At 61.1% G+C, this 13,803-nt stretch carries 16 protein-coding genes; 9 read left to right on the top strand and 7 right to left on the bottom strand.

Features of this window, described 5'->3' with window-relative positions; translation table 11 throughout:
* Positions 1-48 precede the first annotated feature (48 nt).
* A complete protein-coding gene (locus IF189_RS20000) occupies positions 49-855 on the bottom strand; it encodes a TatD family hydrolase (protein WP_134827675.1) in 807 nt (268 codons plus the stop codon).
* 238 nt (positions 856-1,093) lie between these two features.
* Between IF189_RS20000 and IF189_RS19995 the strand changes: the two genes are divergently transcribed.
* From IF189_RS19995 to IF189_RS19985, 3 genes are all read left to right on the top strand, one after another.
* Positions 1,094-2,515, top strand: coding sequence for a transglycosylase SLT domain-containing protein (locus IF189_RS19995; RefSeq protein WP_192552143.1), 1,422 nt, complete (start codon positions 1,094-1,096; stop codon positions 2,513-2,515).
* A gap of 106 nt (positions 2,516-2,621) precedes the next feature.
* A complete protein-coding gene (locus IF189_RS19990; RefSeq protein WP_007950955.1) occupies positions 2,622-3,056 on the top strand; it encodes a DoxX family protein in 435 nt (144 codons plus the stop codon).
* A 250-nt stretch (positions 3,057-3,306) separates the two neighbouring features.
* Positions 3,307-3,615: a class I SAM-dependent methyltransferase gene (locus IF189_RS19985; protein ID WP_192552142.1), complete on the top strand. Its 309-nt coding sequence runs from the start codon at positions 3,307-3,309 to the stop codon at positions 3,613-3,615.
* Between the two features lie 3 nt (positions 3,616-3,618).
* Here the strand turns inward: IF189_RS19985 and greB are convergent, their stop codons facing one another.
* Genes greB through IF189_RS19970 form a run of 3 tightly spaced genes read right to left on the bottom strand, consistent with a single transcriptional unit; the run spans position 3,619 to position 7,338 of the window.
* A complete protein-coding gene (gene greB / locus IF189_RS19980) occupies positions 3,619-4,116 on the bottom strand; it encodes a transcription elongation factor GreB (RefSeq protein ID WP_134827672.1) in 498 nt (165 codons plus the stop codon).
* Positions 4,117-4,150: 34 nt separating this feature from the next.
* Positions 4,151-6,655, bottom strand: a complete 2,505-nt coding sequence (locus tag IF189_RS19975; protein WP_192552141.1) for an ABC transporter permease — start codon at positions 6,653-6,655, stop codon at positions 4,151-4,153.
* On the bottom strand, positions 6,655-7,338 hold the full coding sequence (locus tag IF189_RS19970; protein ID WP_192552140.1) for an ABC transporter ATP-binding protein: 684 nt from the start codon (positions 7,336-7,338) through the stop codon (positions 6,655-6,657). Before IF189_RS19970 ends, IF189_RS19975 begins: the two co-directional genes overlap by 1 nt.
* Before the next feature lie 10 nt (positions 7,339-7,348).
* Between IF189_RS19970 and IF189_RS19965 the strand changes: the two genes are divergently transcribed.
* From IF189_RS19965 to IF189_RS19955, 3 genes are all read left to right on the top strand, one after another.
* Positions 7,349-7,954 (top strand): arylesterase, encoded by a 606-nt coding sequence (locus tag IF189_RS19965; RefSeq protein WP_192552139.1) that lies wholly within the window; start codon positions 7,349-7,351, stop codon positions 7,952-7,954.
* 57 nt (positions 7,955-8,011) lie between these two features.
* A complete protein-coding gene (locus IF189_RS19960; protein WP_007908575.1) occupies positions 8,012-8,305 on the top strand; it encodes a hypothetical protein in 294 nt (97 codons plus the stop codon).
* Between the two features lie 150 nt (positions 8,306-8,455).
* A complete protein-coding gene (locus tag IF189_RS19955) occupies positions 8,456-9,427 on the top strand; it encodes a L,D-transpeptidase family protein (RefSeq protein ID WP_085710772.1) in 972 nt (323 codons plus the stop codon).
* A gap of 122 nt (positions 9,428-9,549) precedes the next feature.
* On the opposite strand, the gene oprI is transcribed toward IF189_RS19955, so the two are convergent.
* Positions 9,550-9,801, bottom strand: a complete 252-nt coding sequence (gene oprI / locus IF189_RS19950; RefSeq protein WP_003183784.1) for an outer membrane lipoprotei OprI — start codon at positions 9,799-9,801, stop codon at positions 9,550-9,552.
* A 637-nt stretch (positions 9,802-10,438) separates the two neighbouring features.
* On the opposite strand from oprI, the gene IF189_RS19945 reads away from it, so the two are divergent.
* A complete protein-coding gene (locus IF189_RS19945; RefSeq protein ID WP_007955658.1) occupies positions 10,439-10,720 on the top strand; it encodes a GNAT family N-acetyltransferase in 282 nt (93 codons plus the stop codon).
* A 71-nt stretch (positions 10,721-10,791) separates the two neighbouring features.
* Here IF189_RS19945 and IF189_RS19940 read toward each other — a convergent pair whose 3' ends face one another.
* Both IF189_RS19940 and IF189_RS19935 read right to left on the bottom strand, forming a co-directional pair.
* A complete protein-coding gene (locus IF189_RS19940) occupies positions 10,792-11,868 on the bottom strand; it encodes a 3-deoxy-7-phosphoheptulonate synthase (RefSeq protein WP_011335309.1) in 1,077 nt (358 codons plus the stop codon).
* Between the two features lie 129 nt (positions 11,869-11,997).
* Positions 11,998-12,441: a PilZ domain-containing protein gene (locus IF189_RS19935; RefSeq protein WP_085710771.1), complete on the bottom strand. Its 444-nt coding sequence runs from the start codon at positions 12,439-12,441 to the stop codon at positions 11,998-12,000.
* Between IF189_RS19935 and IF189_RS19930 the strand changes: the two genes are divergently transcribed.
* A complete protein-coding gene (locus IF189_RS19930; protein ID WP_134827669.1) occupies positions 12,440-12,826 on the top strand; it encodes a thioredoxin family protein in 387 nt (128 codons plus the stop codon). The genes IF189_RS19935 and IF189_RS19930 overlap by 2 nt on opposite strands.
* The gene (locus tag IF189_RS19925; RefSeq protein ID WP_134827668.1) at positions 12,826-13,782 is read left to right on the top strand and encodes a putative 2-dehydropantoate 2-reductase; all 957 of its coding nucleotides are present in this window, start codon (positions 12,826-12,828) and stop codon (positions 13,780-13,782) included. Before IF189_RS19930 ends, IF189_RS19925 begins: the two co-directional genes overlap by 1 nt.
* Positions 13,783-13,803 lie beyond the last annotated feature (21 nt).

Genomic DNA, 13,803 nt, shown 5'->3' with positions numbered 1-13,803 from the left:
AGGTGTCCGGATCTTGATATGCGTCAACAAGTGATGCATCTGCCTCGGTCAGGGCAGGGTGGGCAGTCTGTAAAATGCCCGGGCGCATGCAGTGGTATGGGCTGCGAGATCTTCCTCGGTTTCGCCCCGATGCAACGCTACTTCACGCAGCACTTCGGTCAGATACGCCGGCTCGTTGCGCCCATTCTTCGGCTTCGGTCGCAGTGTGCGCGGCAGCAGATACGGCGCATCGCTTTCCAGCATCAGGCGACCGCGTTTGATCTCCTTCACCAGCGGATGCAAATGGGTGCCGCGACGCTCATCGCAGATCCAGCCGGTGATGCCGATGTGCAGGTCCAGATCGAGGTAGCTGAACAACGCTTTCTGCTCGCCGGTGAAGCAATGCACAACGGCGGCAGGCAATTGGTCACGAAAATCGCGGAGGATTTCCAGCAGGCGCTGGCTGGCGTCACGTTCGTGCAGGAACACCGGCAGTTGCAGTTCCACGGCGAGGGCCAGATGTTCCTCGAGGACTTTTTCCTGCTGTAGGCGCGGGGAGAAATCGCGATTGAAATCCAGCCCGCATTCACCCACCGCCACCACGTTCGATTCCTTCAGCAGAGCGCGCAGACGCCGTGCGCTGTCAGCGTTCCAGTCACTGGCCGAATGTGGATGGATACCGGCAGTGGCGAACAGTCGCTGGCCGTCCGGATCCAGTTGCCGGCACAGTTCCAGTGCCTGTTCGCTGCCCTCGACGCTGGTGCCGGTCAGCACCAATTGGCAGACCCCGGCAGCGTAGGCGCGATCGAGCACGGCCTGGTGTTTGTCGGCGAAACTGGGGTTGGTCAGGTTGACGCCGATATCGATGAGTTGCATGGTGCTACCTCGGGCCGAAGGCCGGAAAGCATATCAGAGCAGTAGATTTAAAAGAAAAACCAAGAACTACAACGGCTTATGGCTGTCTGTTGAGGCCGCGAGGCAACACAGGGTGGCGCGGTTGCTATCACTGTGCCAGTCTCTCGCACTTTATCAGCGCTCCAGGCGCTCTGTTTTCGTCGGTGTTTTGCGACCGTTCAGCGGCAAAAAACGCCCCGTATTCTTTCCGGGAGAGTGGATGGTTCGTCCCTCGGTTTTGCTCCTGTTGTGTGGTTCGTTGCTGCTGCCGTTGACAGCGGTCGCGCGCCTGCCCGGGCCGCTGCAAGCCGTGCCAGCCGCCAAGGTCCGCGACCTGACCGAGATTCGCAACAGTCGTGTGCTGCGCGTATTGGTCAACCAGAGCCGCAACAGCTCCGGCGAAGTCCAGGGCCAGACCATCGGTGTCGAATATCACCGTTTGCGCGCCTTCGAGCAGTACCTCAATGGCCACGCCCGCGACGGCCAGGAAATCACCCTCAAGATCATTCCCAAAGCCAAGGATCAATTGCTCGGCGCGCTACAGCGTGGCGAGGGCGATCTGGTGGCCCCGGGCGAACTGCTCGACCTGCAACCGGGTCATGCGGTCGCCAGCAGCGAGCCGATCGCCAGCAATGTGCCGCTGGTGCTGGTCGGCATCAAGGGCGAAAAGCGCTACACCAAGGTCGAGCAACTTGCCGGTAAAACCCTGGCGCTGCCCACCGGTAGTGCAGCGGGGGAGGCGGTCAGTCAGCTCAACCAGAAACTGGCGCTGCACAAACTGGCGCCGATCAAGATCGAATGGGTCGATCCCACGTTGGCCGTAGAGGATGTGCTGGAAATGGTCCAGGGCGGGATCTTCCACCTGACCATTGTCGAGCAACCGATTGCCGAGCGCTGGGGCAAGATCCTGCCCAAGCTGCGTTTCGACCGGCAGTTGATGATCAGCGAACCGGGCGAGGAATACTGGTTCGTGCGGCGCGATGCCTCGATGCTGCGGGCGAGCATCGACCGCTTCCTGACTGGCTACAAGACGCCGTCGAACGAAGACGCAGCGTTTCTGCGGATCTACCGTCGTCTCTATCAAGTCCACTATCCATTGGCCAAGGCTGACCGCCAGCGCCTGGAAAAACTGCGCCCGACCCTGCAAAAGCATGCCGAAGCGCAGAACATGGATTGGCTGAACCTGGCCGCGCTGGCGTTCAAGGAATCGGCACTGCAACCCAGTGCACGCGGTGGCGGCGGGCCGACCGGGCTGATGCAGATCACGCCGTCCGCCGCGCAGCGGGTCGGCGTCAACAACATCCAGAATCTCGATGCGAATGTGCAGGCCGGGGCCAAGTATCTGGCGATGATCCGCCGCAAGTTCTTCAACAGCCCCAAGCTCAACGAGCGCGAGCGCATGGCGTTCACCCTGGCCGCCTACAACATCGGCCCGGAGCGCGTGCAGGGCATGCGTGCCGAGGCCCGGCGTCGTGGTTTGAACCCGAATCAGTGGTTCTTCCAGGTCGAGCGCATCGCGATGGAGCAGGTGGGGATGGGCGCCGTCAGCTATGTTAATAGTGTGAACAAGTATTACTTGGCGTTCGACCGGGAGCGTGAGTCGTTGGAGCCCCGGGGACAGAAAGTTGTCTCACGCAAATGATCTAATAAATTGATTGTTATGGCGGAATATTTGCGCTTTTAACATAAATTTAACTGATTAATATGGCGGCCAACCAACAAGCACTTCTCCAACAAGGAATCGAAACATGAGCTCTCTGATCAACAAGGTCCTGTTCACCCGCGCTGGCTACGGTCTGACCATTCTGCGCATTGCCGTCGGCGTGATATTCGCCGCCCACGGTTCGCAGAAGCTCTTCGGCCTGTTCGGTGGCTACGGCCTGGCCGGCACTGCGCAGTACATGGAAAGCATCGGCCTGACCCCAGGCTATCTGATGGCGACTCTGGCAGGCGGTACTGAATTCTTCGCCGGTCTGGCATTGATCATCGGCCTGCTGGTGCGTCCGGCGGCACTGGGTCTGACCTTCCTGTCGCTGGTGGCGATCTTCACCGTGCACATCAGCAACGGTCTGTTCATGGCCAACAACGGTTACGAGTTCGCCCTGGCGCTTCTCGGTGGCAGCCTCGCGGTACTGATCGAAGGTGCCGGCAAGCTTTCGGTGGATCGTGCCATCGCCGGCTGACCGCTCTGGCTCAAGCAAAAGGCCCGCATTGTGCGGGCCTTTTTTGTTGCGGCTGATTCTTGACACTGGCTGGTCACGTTCTCTAGGATGCCGCTCATGCGCCGATTTAAACAGCTACTTGCGGGGCGCCAGGTGACTATTCTTCAGTTGCCGTCAGAAGCCGGAACAGGGCTTCGAAATACCGCTAAAGCGCTGGTTCGGTGTTGCCTCTCACCTGCCATGCAGACTTTTGAGGCAGAGACACGACACGATGAATGCACTACGCCCTCCAGCACGTCCCGCGCCGATCACGGCACATGTCACCCAGCGCAATCCAAAAATCCTGCTTGGCGGCAAGCATCAGCCGACGCTGTTGCGTTATCTCGATGGCTGGCCACGTCGCAGCGGCGGTCCTGCCGCATTCCTGATCCAGTTCGTTGAAGACGGAGAGTCGCTGGCGCGTTTTGCCGATGACAGTTTCGACCTGGCGGTGATCCAGTCGCCCAGCGCTGAAGACGCGCCGGAAATGATCCATCAACTGACCCGCGTTGCTCGTCAGGGGCTGATTGCCCGGCGCTGAGCGTCAGGGATAGTCGATCGCCACGATGTAAACGAATTGCTCGCCGGTTGGCGTCTGGACCCTGACTTCGGCGTCCAGCGCCTTGCCGATCAAGGCGCGGGCCAGCGGCGAGTCGATGCTGATCAGGCCCAGTTTCAGATCCAGCTCGTCCGGGCCGACGATGCGGTAGCGCGACTGTTTGCCGTCCTCATTTTCGATCGTCACCCAGGCGCCGAAGTAGACCTTGTTCGGATCGCTCGGTTTTTCGCTGACCACCTTCAGCGCCTCGAGGCGCTTGGTGAGAAAGCGCACGCGGCTGTCGATCTCGCGCAGCATCTTCTTGCCGTAGGTGTACTCGGCATTCTCCGACCGATCGCCCTGAGCCGCCGCCTCGCTGACCGACTGCGTCACCTGTGGCCGGCGTACGTGCCACAACTCATGGAATTCGGCGCGCATCCGCGCTTCACCTTCGGGGGTGATCAGCGCGGTGCCGGCGGTGCGGGGAGGGCGATAACGGCTCATGGCAACTTCTTGTGGTATTGAGGGCTGGAGTCTATCAACCCTCGCGCAGCACTGTCAGCGGGCGCGCATTCAGGGCCCGACGGGTGCCGAACACGCCGGCGCCACCAATCAGGGCCGCACCGATCAACGGCAGCACCAGCAACCATGGATGCGGATGCCAGGGCAGATCGAACGCGAAGCGATACAACACCAGACTCACCACTTCCGAACCGATGGCCGCCAGCAACCCGCTGACCGCGCCAAGCAAGCCGAACTCGATCCGCCGCGCCTTGACCAGCAACTGCCGTTCCGCCCCCAGCGCACGCAACAGTGCGCCCTGGCGAATACGTTCGTCCAGCGTCGCCTGCAACCCGGAAAACAGCACCGCCATCCCGGCCGCCAACACAAACAACAACACGTACTCCACCGCCAGGGTGACCTGGGCGAGGATGCTGCGCAGTTGTTCGAGCAAGGCTTCGACCTGCAGGATGGTCACCGCCGGGAAGGCTCGCGACAGCTCGACGATCTGCTGGTCGTGGCCGGGCGCCAGATAGAAGCTGGTGAGGTAGGTCGCCGGAAGATCTTTCAACGTGCCGGGCTGGAAGATCATGAAGAAGTTCGGCTGGAAGTTGTCCCAGTTGATCTCCCGCAGGCTGGTGACCTTCGCTTCGCGATTGACTCCGCCAACGGTGAACACCAGGTGATCGCCGAGTTTGAGCTTGAGGCTTTCGGCAACCTTGCCTTCCACCGAGACGCCGGGCACATCGTCCTGTGGCTGATCTTTCCACCACTCGCCGGCAGTGAGCTTGTTGCCCGCCGGCAGGTCGGCCGCCCAGGTCAGGCTCAGGTCACGCTGGATCGCCCGGTCGCCGGCCGAATCCTTGCTGACGATCTGCTGCACCGCCTCGCCGTTGATGCTGATCAGCCGTCCCGGCACCACCGGGTACAACGGCGCAGCCTGGGCCGAGACATTGATCAGGTGATCGGTGAAGGCCTGTTTGTCCGCCGGCAGGATGTTCAGGGCGAAATAGTTGGGGGCGTTTTTCGGCAGCTGGTTTTGCCAGGTGTCGAGCAATTCACCGCGCAGCAGCGCAATCAGCGCCATGGACAGCAGGATCAGACCGAATGCCAGGGACTGCCCGGCCGCCGCGAGAGGGTGACGCAGCAACTGGCCCAGACCGAGACGCCACGGCAGGGAGGCGCGAGCCAGCAGGCGACGCAGACTGTTGAGCAGCAGCAACAGCAAACCACCCAGGACCAGTGCAGCGACTACGCCACCGCCGAGCAAGGCAAACGTCAACAGCAAATCCAGGCTCAGGCGCCACATGATCAACCCGAGCGCACCGAGTGCAGCGCCGTAGATCATCCAGGTGCTCGACGGAATTGGCAGCATGTCGCGTCGCAGCACTCGCAACGGCGGCACACGGCCGAGGGCGGCGAGCGGCGGCAAGGCAAAACCGGCCAGCGCCACCAGCCCGGTGCCGATCCCGGCCAGCGCGGGCAGCAAGCCACCCGGAGGTACATCAGTCGGTAGCAGGTCGTGCAGCAGCGCAAACAATCCCAATTGGGCAAGCCAGCCGAGCAGGGCTCCGCTGAGGCTGGCGAACAGGCCCAGTACCGCCAGTTGCAGGCTGAACAGCACCATGGTTTCCCGGCGTGACAATCCCAGGCAACGCAACAGGGCGCTGGCATCGAAACGACGGCTGGCGAAGCGATTCGCCGACAGCGCCACGGCCACGCCGGCCAACAGCACGGCGACCAGACTGGCCATGTTCAGATAGCGCTCGGCCTTGCCCAGTGCGCCGCCAATCTGCCGGTTGCCGTCGCGGGCATCCTGAATCCGCTGGTTGGCGGCAAGCCCAGGTTTGATCAGCTGGCGATAGGTTTCCAGCGCGTTCGGTTCGCCGCGCCAAAGTTCGCGATAGCTCACCCGGCTACCGGGCTGGACCACGCCGGTCGCGGCGAGGTCGTCGAGGTTGATCAGCACCCGTGGCGTCAGGCTGTAGAAGTTGCCGGCGCGATCAGGCTCGTACGTCAGCACTCTGGTGAGCTTCAGCGTCTTCATGCCGACGTCGATGCTGTCGCCGATCTTCAGGTCCAGCGCCGTGAGCAGGCGCGATTCGACCCAGGCTTCTCCAGGTTGTGGTTCGCCACCCGACGTTTCGGCAGCAAACGGTGCCGGGGCACTTTTCAGCTCACCACGCAGCGGATAGGCACGGTCGACGGCCTTGATGCTCGACAACTGAATGCCGTTGTCGGTGGCGATGACGCTGGAAAATTCAACGATCTGCGCATGGTCGAGGCGCAGCTCGGTGCCGCTCCTGATTTGTTCCGGTCGTGCGGGGGAACTGCCTTCGAGCACCAGATCCGCGCCGAGAAACTCTGTGGCGCGCAAGGTCATCGCACCATTCAGGCGGGCGCCGAAGTAGCCGATGGCAGTACTTGCCGCCACGGCCACCAGTAAGGCGAAGAACAGCACCCGCAACTCCCCGGCGCGGGCATCGCGCATGAGCTGGCGCAGGGCAAGGCTGAACAGGCGCAACAGCGGCAGACGTGCCATCAAGGCTCCAGGGGGGCGACCAGCAGGCCGGCTTCAAGTCGGATCAGGCGCCGGCAGCGATGGGCCAGGCGTTCGTCGTGGGTCACCAGCACCAGGGTGGTGCCGCGTTCCTTGTTCAGCTCGAACAGCAGGTCGCTGATGCGCTCGCCGGTGTGGCTGTCGAGGTTGCCGGTGGGTTCGTCGGCGAACAGCACGTCCGGTTCGGCGGCGAAGGCCCGGGCAATGGCTACGCGCTGTTGTTCACCACCGGAGAGCTGGCGCGGCGAGTGCGTCAGGCGCTGGCCGAGGCCAACCCGTTGCAGCAATTCCGTGGCGCGCCCGCGGGCGTCTTTGCGGCCATCGAGTTCCAGCGGCAGCATGACGTTTTCCAGCGCATTGAGACTGTCGAGCAACTGGAACGATTGAAAGACAAAACCCACGTGTTCGGCACGAATGCGCGCGCGCTGGTCTTCGTCGAGATTGCTCAGGGACTGGCCGGCCAGAACGACTCCGCCGCTGCTCGGCAGATCGAGGCCGGCGAGCAGGCCGAGCAGAGTGGATTTGCCGGAGCCGGATGCGCCAACGATGGCCAGGCTGTCGCCCTTGTTCAGTTCCAGGCTGAGTTCGTGCAGGATGGTCAGTTCACCTTCCGCGCTGGGAACCACTTTGCTAAGGTTCTTCGCGGTGAGAATGCTTGCGCCCATGGAGAATCCGATGCGTGTGTGGTTTTTGAGTGCTGGCCTGGCCTTGATGTGCATGGCCCAGAACGCAGCGGCGGGTACAGTCCTGATCGTTGGCGATAGTATCAGCGCCGGTTTCGGACTGGATACCCGGTTGGGGTGGGTGTCGTTGCTCGAGCAGCGGCTCAAGTCCGAAGGTTTTGACGATAAAGTGGTCAACGCTTCCATCAGCGGCGACACCAGTGCCGGAGGCCAGGCGCGGCTGCCGGCGCTGCTTGCAGAGCATAAGCCGGAGCTGGTGATCCTCGAGTTGGGGGGCAACGATGGCCTGCGCGGAATGCCGCCGACGCAATTGCAACAAAATCTTGCCTCGATGGTCGACAGCTCCCGCCAAAGCGGTGCCAGGGTGCTGTTGCTCGGCATGCAACTGCCGCCCAATTACGGCAAGCGCTACACCGATGCCTTTGCCCAGGTCTACGGCAAACTCGCCGAGGAGAAAAAGATCCCGCTGGTGCCGTTTTTCCTTGAGGGTGTGGGCGGGCACCCGGACTTGATGCAGGCCGACGGTCTTCACCCGGCAGCCGGGGCCCAGGGCAAGTTGCTGGAAAATGTCTGGCCGACACTAAAACCGCTGTTATGAGGCTTTTCTAGCGGCAGGCTTTCGGCTAATGTGGCGCCCCCCTAAATGGAGCCCCCGATGTCGCGTTCTGCCTGGTCCCTGTTTGCCTACCAACTGATCGAGCCTGACGAACAGCTGGATCTGTTCGCCTGCCAGGAAGTGCGGGTGCATCTGGTGACCCGTCAACTGGAGCTCGGTGGCTCGGCCGACCGGACCCTGTGCGGCAGTCTGCTGCCGGCGCAACCGCGCTGGTCGAGTGTGGATCGCCGGGTGTTCCAGGATCAGCGCCTGTGCTCGTTGTGCCGGGCGATTCTCGAATCGCAGAAGCGTGGAACCTCGCCGATCTGGCCCGAGCTGCGTTTCGAGCTTTAAGCACACGCATCTGCCGAACGCCGTCCGCTCTTACGGTAGCTTCAATTATGAAGACTGCTGCCAGCCCATCGGCGCATCTCCCCGAATTCCCTGGGCGCGGTGTACAATCGCGTTCTTATACCCTTGTCGATCTTGCGAAGGATTCTCCGGATGTTGCCGCGTTTCCCTGCCGTCACCCGCTGCCTGTCTCTTGCCGCCCTGTGTGTGGCCGGTCCCGTTGCCGCATTGGAGTTTCCCCTGCCACCACCTGGTGAAGACATCATCGGCCAGGTGCAGGTGATCAAGGCCAAGTACGAAGACACCTTTGCCGATCTGGGCACCACCTACGATCTGGGCTATTCGGAAATGGTCGCGGCCAACCCGGGCGTCGATGCCTGGCTGCCGGGCGCCGGCACCGAAGTGGTCCTGCCGACCCGTTTCATCCTGCCGCCGGGTCCGCGTGAAGGCATCGTGATCAACCTCGCCGAATACCGTCTCTACTACTACCCGAAAGGCCGGAACGTGGTGTACACCTTCCCGTTGGGTATCGGTCGCGAAGGCTGGGGCTCGCCAATCGCCCACACCACGATCACCGCCAAGACGCCGAATCCGACCTGGACACCGCCAGCCTCGATCAAGGCCGAACACGCCGCCGATGGCGATCCGCTGCCGAACGTAGTGCCGGCCGGCCCGGACAACCCGCTGGGCCCGTTCAAGTTCACCCTGGGCACGCCGGGCTACCTGATCCACGGTTCGAACAAGAAGTTCGGTATCGGCATGCGCACCAGCCACGGCTGCTTCCGCATGTTCAACAACAACGTGCTGGAAATGGCCAGCATGGTACCGGTGGGGACTTCGGTACGAATCCTCAACGACGCGTACAAGTTCGGTCGCAGTGGCGGCAAGATCTATCTGGAAGCGCACACGCCGATCGACGACAAGGGCAACCCGTCGGTGGTCGACAAGCACACCGCCGTGATCAACGCGATGCTCAAGCGTGAAGACATCACCAACAACCTGCGCATGAACTGGGATGTGGTGCGTGATGTGGTGGCGGCGGAAGATGGCCTGCCAACTGAAATCGGCACACCGAACACCTCGGCACCGATCGTTTCCAGCGCACCGATCGACCTGCAACAGTAAGCCGGAAAACAGAACCCGCCGATGCGTGAGCACCGGCGGGTTTTTTATTGCATGAAGAAAATTTCAGGCAAAAAAAGCCGACCCGAAAAACGGGTCGGCTTGATAACAATCCCGAAGGACTATTACTTGCGGCTAGCTTTTTCCAGCATGCGCAGAGCACGCTCGTTAGCTTCGTCAGCAGTCTGTTGTGCTTTTTGAGCAGCAGCCAGAGCTTCATCAGCTTTACGGTAAGCTTCGTCTGCACGAGCCTGGGAGCGAGCAGCTGCGTCTTCAGTAGCGGTCAGACGTGCTTCGGTTTCTTTCGATGCGCTGCTGCAACCGGTAGCCAGAACTGCGGCCAGAGCCAGAGCAGAGAATTTCAGAACGTTGTTCATCGTGTTCCCCTTCAAGGACTTTCAATTAAGTGGCTGTCTCCTCCGATTGAGGAAATAGCCGGCGTACATACTACCCATTACTTGTAGTAAGTAAACTGACGTAAGGCAAGAAGCAAAAAAAATTGTAGGCGTTGATTCTTTTTCGAGCAACTTTTAACCGGGCTGTATAAAAAATATTCAGCTGTAAGGCCCGTCGTGAGCGAGTTATTGAGAAAAAGTTCCCGTTGTCGGGTGCTGTTTTGCAGGTAGTGGCTAGAGTCTGCCTATATGGGTTCGTCTACACTTTTGTTCCGATTTTGCGTGACAGCTCGCATATCTTTGTCCATGTTCAGGTGACTTAAAAAAACCAGGCACGTCTTAAGTCTCAACATCCGGCGATGTTCAGCCTTTCGGTTCGGGACAAGGTTCTCCCGAAGCGGTCCTGAGTCCACCGGAACTGCCCCGTCAATCAGCCTGATGACGAGTGCGCCTTGAGCATTTTCGTCATTGGTGCCTACTATTTGATACGTGCTCGGGTTGCGCGAGATCGGTGCAGTTCTTCTCGGTGTCCATCAGGCACGGGGTGGCGTAGATGTTCCTTCGCCGGGAAAACATCGGTAAGGTAGGGGTCAGCATTCGAGACCCGCGAGGAGTAGTGATGAGCGAGGCGTTGTCCATCCACCATGACCAGGCTGGTCATCAGTTCGAGACCAATGTGGACGGTCATCGTGCCTACCTGACCTATATGGATCTGGGGAAACAGACCCTGGATATCTACCGCACCTTCGTGCCCAACGCATTGCGTGGCCGAGGCATCGCGGCGGCCCTGACCGAGCGGGCACTGCAGTACGCCGATGAAATGGGCTACACGGTCATCCCGTCGTGCTCCTACGTGGAGCGCTACATGGAGCGTCATCAGCGGCGCACCGCCAAGATCTGACTGACCCCACACCGCAGACAAAAAAACGCCGGGCAATGCCCGGCGTTTTTTTATGCCTGCGAAAACGGCTGTCAGCCGCGCTGACGTTTCGGCAGTACGTCCTTGAGCTTGGCGTGCATGCTGCGCAAGGTGTTTTCGGTGGCCGACCAGTCGATGCAGGCATCGGTGATCGAAACGCCGTATTGCAGGTCGGCGAGGTCTTTCGGAATCGCCTGGCAGCCCCAGTTCAGGTGGCTCTCGACCATCAGGCCGATGATCGACTGGTTGCCTTCGAGGATCTGGTTGGCGACGTTCTCCATCACCAGCGGTTGCAGGGCCGGATCCTTGTTGGAGTTGGCGTGGCTGCAATCGACCATGATGTTCGGCTTGATCTTGGCCTTGTTCAGCGCCTGTTCGCACAGGGCGACGCTGACCGAATCATAGTTCGGCTTGCCGTTGCCACCGCGCAGTACCACGTGACCGTAGGCGTTGCCCTTGGTAGTGACGATCGACACGCCACCTTCCTGGTTGATGCCCAGGAAACGGTGCGGGCTGGAAACCGACTGCAAGGCGTTGATCGCCACGGTCAGGCCGCCGTCGGTGCCGTTCTTGAAACCGACCGCCGAGGACAGGCCGGAAGCCATTTCGCGGTGGGTCTGGGATTCGGTGGTGCGGGCGCCGATGGCCGACCAGCTGATCAGATCCTGCAGGTACTGCGGGGAGATCGGATCAAGGGCTTCGGTCGCGGTCGGCAGGCCTTTCTCGGCCAGGTCCAGCAGCAACTGGCGACCGATGTGCAGACCGTCCTGGATCTTGAACGAGTCGTCCAGGTACGGGTCGTTGATCAGGCCTTTCCAGCCGACGGTGGTCCGCGGTTTTTCGAAGTACACGCGCATGACCAGATACAAGGTGTCCGACACTTCCGCCGCCAGCACCTTCAGGCGGTCGGCGTATTCGTGGGCAGCCTTGATGTCGTGGATCGAGCAAGGCCCGATGACCACGAACAGACGGTGGTCGGTGCCATCGAGAATATTGCGGATGACTTCGCGACCCTTGGTGACGGTGCGCAGGGCAGCGTCGCTCAGAGGGATATCACGCTTGAGCTGATCGGGAGTGATCAGGGTCTCGTTGGAAGCGACGTTCAGGTCGTTGATCGGTAAATCAGCCATCGTTTACTCGTCAGGTCACGGGTGCCGGCCGCCAGCGATCCCCGCGCGGCGGAGCACAGCAGATTTAAGCGCGTCGGGGAGCCGAACCTTAGCGCGTCAGGCGCCTGTCGACAATGGGCAAGTCACTGTTCAGTCCAGTACTGGCTGCGCAAAAGCCTTGCGAACGGTGTCGTGGGAGAACTCGTCGGCGTGTTGTTCGACCCATTGCAGGGCCAGGGCCTGAATATCCTGGAGGTCGTCGTGGGCGTCGTTGAGTCGGCAATAGCGTTCGATCTGACACACCTGCTCACCCATTCGGGCGCTGAACAGGGTCTGTTCGTCAGTGAAGGCGATGCCCACCAGATAGCCTTTCTTGCGTCGCAGGCACCAGGCCACGTAGCCCGGATAACAGATGTCGGCATTGAGCGTCGGCATGCGCACCTGCAGCGCGGTGCCATGGCGCCAGGCGCGGTGGTAATTGCAAGCGATGCCGCCGAGGCTGATAGTGTGCAGCTGTTGCCGCGAAATACACTCAGGTTTGAGCAACGTTAATTCGACGGGCACATCATCCGGATGAGGAATAAACCGTCCCATGAGCACAGACTCCCTGTGTCGGCCATCTGACATTGTTTCCCCCAGTATAGTGTTCGAATCCGAACTGACCGATTTCGACGCCGACCAACGGCTGCTGGCGATGAGCGGCGTTTCGCTGGTGATCTTCACCAGTGTCGGCTGCGCCAGTTGCCGTTATGCCCGCGAGGTGTTGCCGGGGCTGGATCTGGCAGTCGATCGCCTGTGCTGGATCGACGCCGGTGACAACGGCGGTCTGGTCGAGCGTTATCAGGTCTTTCATTTGCCGGCGCTGTTCGTGGTGCGCGACGGCGAGTTCTTTGGGGCAGTACACACGCGCCTGAATGCCGCTGAGCTGAACGCAGCCGTGGCGCAGGCGCTGGGTCGAATTGCAGAGGAGTTGCCGTGATGGGGGCAGTCGTCAAGAAACCGGTGGTAGGGATTATCGGCACCGGCGCAATCGGAGGGTTCTACGGCCTGATGCTGGCCCGTGCAGGATTCGAAGTGCACTTTTTGCTGCGCAGCGAGTTTTCCGCGGTCGCCGAGCGCGGTTTGCAGGTGGACAGCGCGGTTCACGGCACACTGACGTTGAATCCGGTGCAAGCCTATTCATCGGCTGAAGACATGCCGCCCTGCGACTGGTTGCTGGTCGGCGCCAAGACCACCAGCAATGCCGGCCTGGCGCCGTCGATCATTCAGGCGGCGAAACCCGGCGCGAAAGTGCTGGTGCTGCAAAACGGGCTCGACGTCGAAGACAGCCTTCGGGCGTTGCTGCCCGATTCCCTGCACTTGCTGGGCGGCCTGTGCCTGATCTGCGTTCACCGGGAAGGTCCGGGCCACATCACCCATCAGGCGCTGGGGGCGGTGAACGTCGGTTATCACAGCGGAGCGGCAGCCGATGATGTGGCGCGCATGGCTATCGTCGAAGAGGGCGTCGGGCTGTTCCGTGCCGCCGGCATCGACTCCCAGGCCATGCCGAACCTGCATCAGGCCCGCTGGCAGAAACTGGTCTGGAACATTCCCTACAATGGTCTTTCGGTGTTGCTCGGGGCGAGTACCACGCCGCTGATGGCCGATGCCGACAGCCGCGCGCAGATCCAGGCGCTGATGGCCGAAGTGGTGCAGGGCGCCAAGGCCTGTGGCCATGACATGCCGCCCGGTTACGCCGAGTACCTGTTCATGATGACCGAGAAAATGCCCGACTACTGGCCGAGCATGTACCACGATTTTTTGCACAAGCGACCGCTGGAGCTGGACGCCATCTACGCTCGACCTTTGGCGGCGGCAAAAGCGGCAGGTTGCGAACTGCCGCGAATCGAGGCGCTGTATCGCCATTTGCGTTTCATCGACCGGCGTAACACCTGAGTCGATTCTTTGAGGGGATGT

Source organism: Pseudomonas sp. IzPS59, from assembly GCF_014863505.1.
Classification (GTDB): domain Bacteria; phylum Pseudomonadota; class Gammaproteobacteria; order Pseudomonadales; family Pseudomonadaceae; genus Aquipseudomonas; species Aquipseudomonas kribbensis.
The sequence above is the reverse complement of the archived record's forward strand: the minus strand, read 5'-3'. Positions and strand labels throughout refer to the sequence as shown.

What these genes read in the sequence shown, in the direction of transcription:
- IF189_RS19985 (WP_192552142.1), top strand. Translation starts at nt 3,307, where the DNA reads ATGAATGCACTACGCCCTCCAGCACGTCCCGCGCCGATCACGGCACAT.
- IF189_RS19970 (WP_192552140.1), bottom strand. Translation starts at nt 7,338, where the DNA reads ATGGGCGCAAGCATTCTCACCGCGAAGAACCTTAGCAAAGTGGTTCCC.
- IF189_RS19995 (WP_192552143.1), top strand. Translation starts at nt 1,094, where the DNA reads ATGGTTCGTCCCTCGGTTTTGCTCCTGTTGTGTGGTTCGTTGCTGCTG.
- IF189_RS19925 (WP_134827668.1), top strand. Translation starts at nt 12,826, where the DNA reads ATGGGGGCAGTCGTCAAGAAACCGGTGGTAGGGATTATCGGCACCGGC.
- IF189_RS19955 (WP_085710772.1), top strand. Translation starts at nt 8,456, where the DNA reads ATGTTGCCGCGTTTCCCTGCCGTCACCCGCTGCCTGTCTCTTGCCGCC.
- IF189_RS19930 (WP_134827669.1), top strand. Translation starts at nt 12,440, where the DNA reads ATGAGCACAGACTCCCTGTGTCGGCCATCTGACATTGTTTCCCCCAGT.
- oprI (WP_003183784.1), bottom strand. Translation starts at nt 9,801, where the DNA reads ATGAACAACGTTCTGAAATTCTCTGCTCTGGCTCTGGCCGCAGTTCTG.
- IF189_RS20000 (WP_134827675.1), bottom strand. Translation starts at nt 855, where the DNA reads ATGCAACTCATCGATATCGGCGTCAACCTGACCAACCCCAGTTTCGCC.
- greB (WP_134827672.1), bottom strand. Translation starts at nt 4,116, where the DNA reads ATGAGCCGTTATCGCCCTCCCCGCACCGCCGGCACCGCGCTGATCACC.
- IF189_RS19965 (WP_192552139.1), top strand. Translation starts at nt 7,349, where the DNA reads ATGCGTGTGTGGTTTTTGAGTGCTGGCCTGGCCTTGATGTGCATGGCC.
- IF189_RS19960 (WP_007908575.1), top strand. Translation starts at nt 8,012, where the DNA reads ATGTCGCGTTCTGCCTGGTCCCTGTTTGCCTACCAACTGATCGAGCCT.
- IF189_RS19940 (WP_011335309.1), bottom strand. Translation starts at nt 11,868, where the DNA reads ATGGCTGATTTACCGATCAACGACCTGAACGTCGCTTCCAACGAGACC.
- IF189_RS19935 (WP_085710771.1), bottom strand. Translation starts at nt 12,441, where the DNA reads ATGGGACGGTTTATTCCTCATCCGGATGATGTGCCCGTCGAATTAACG.
- IF189_RS19975 (WP_192552141.1), bottom strand. Translation starts at nt 6,655, where the DNA reads ATGGCACGTCTGCCGCTGTTGCGCCTGTTCAGCCTTGCCCTGCGCCAG.
- IF189_RS19990 (WP_007950955.1), top strand. Translation starts at nt 2,622, where the DNA reads ATGAGCTCTCTGATCAACAAGGTCCTGTTCACCCGCGCTGGCTACGGT.
- IF189_RS19945 (WP_007955658.1), top strand. Translation starts at nt 10,439, where the DNA reads ATGAGCGAGGCGTTGTCCATCCACCATGACCAGGCTGGTCATCAGTTC.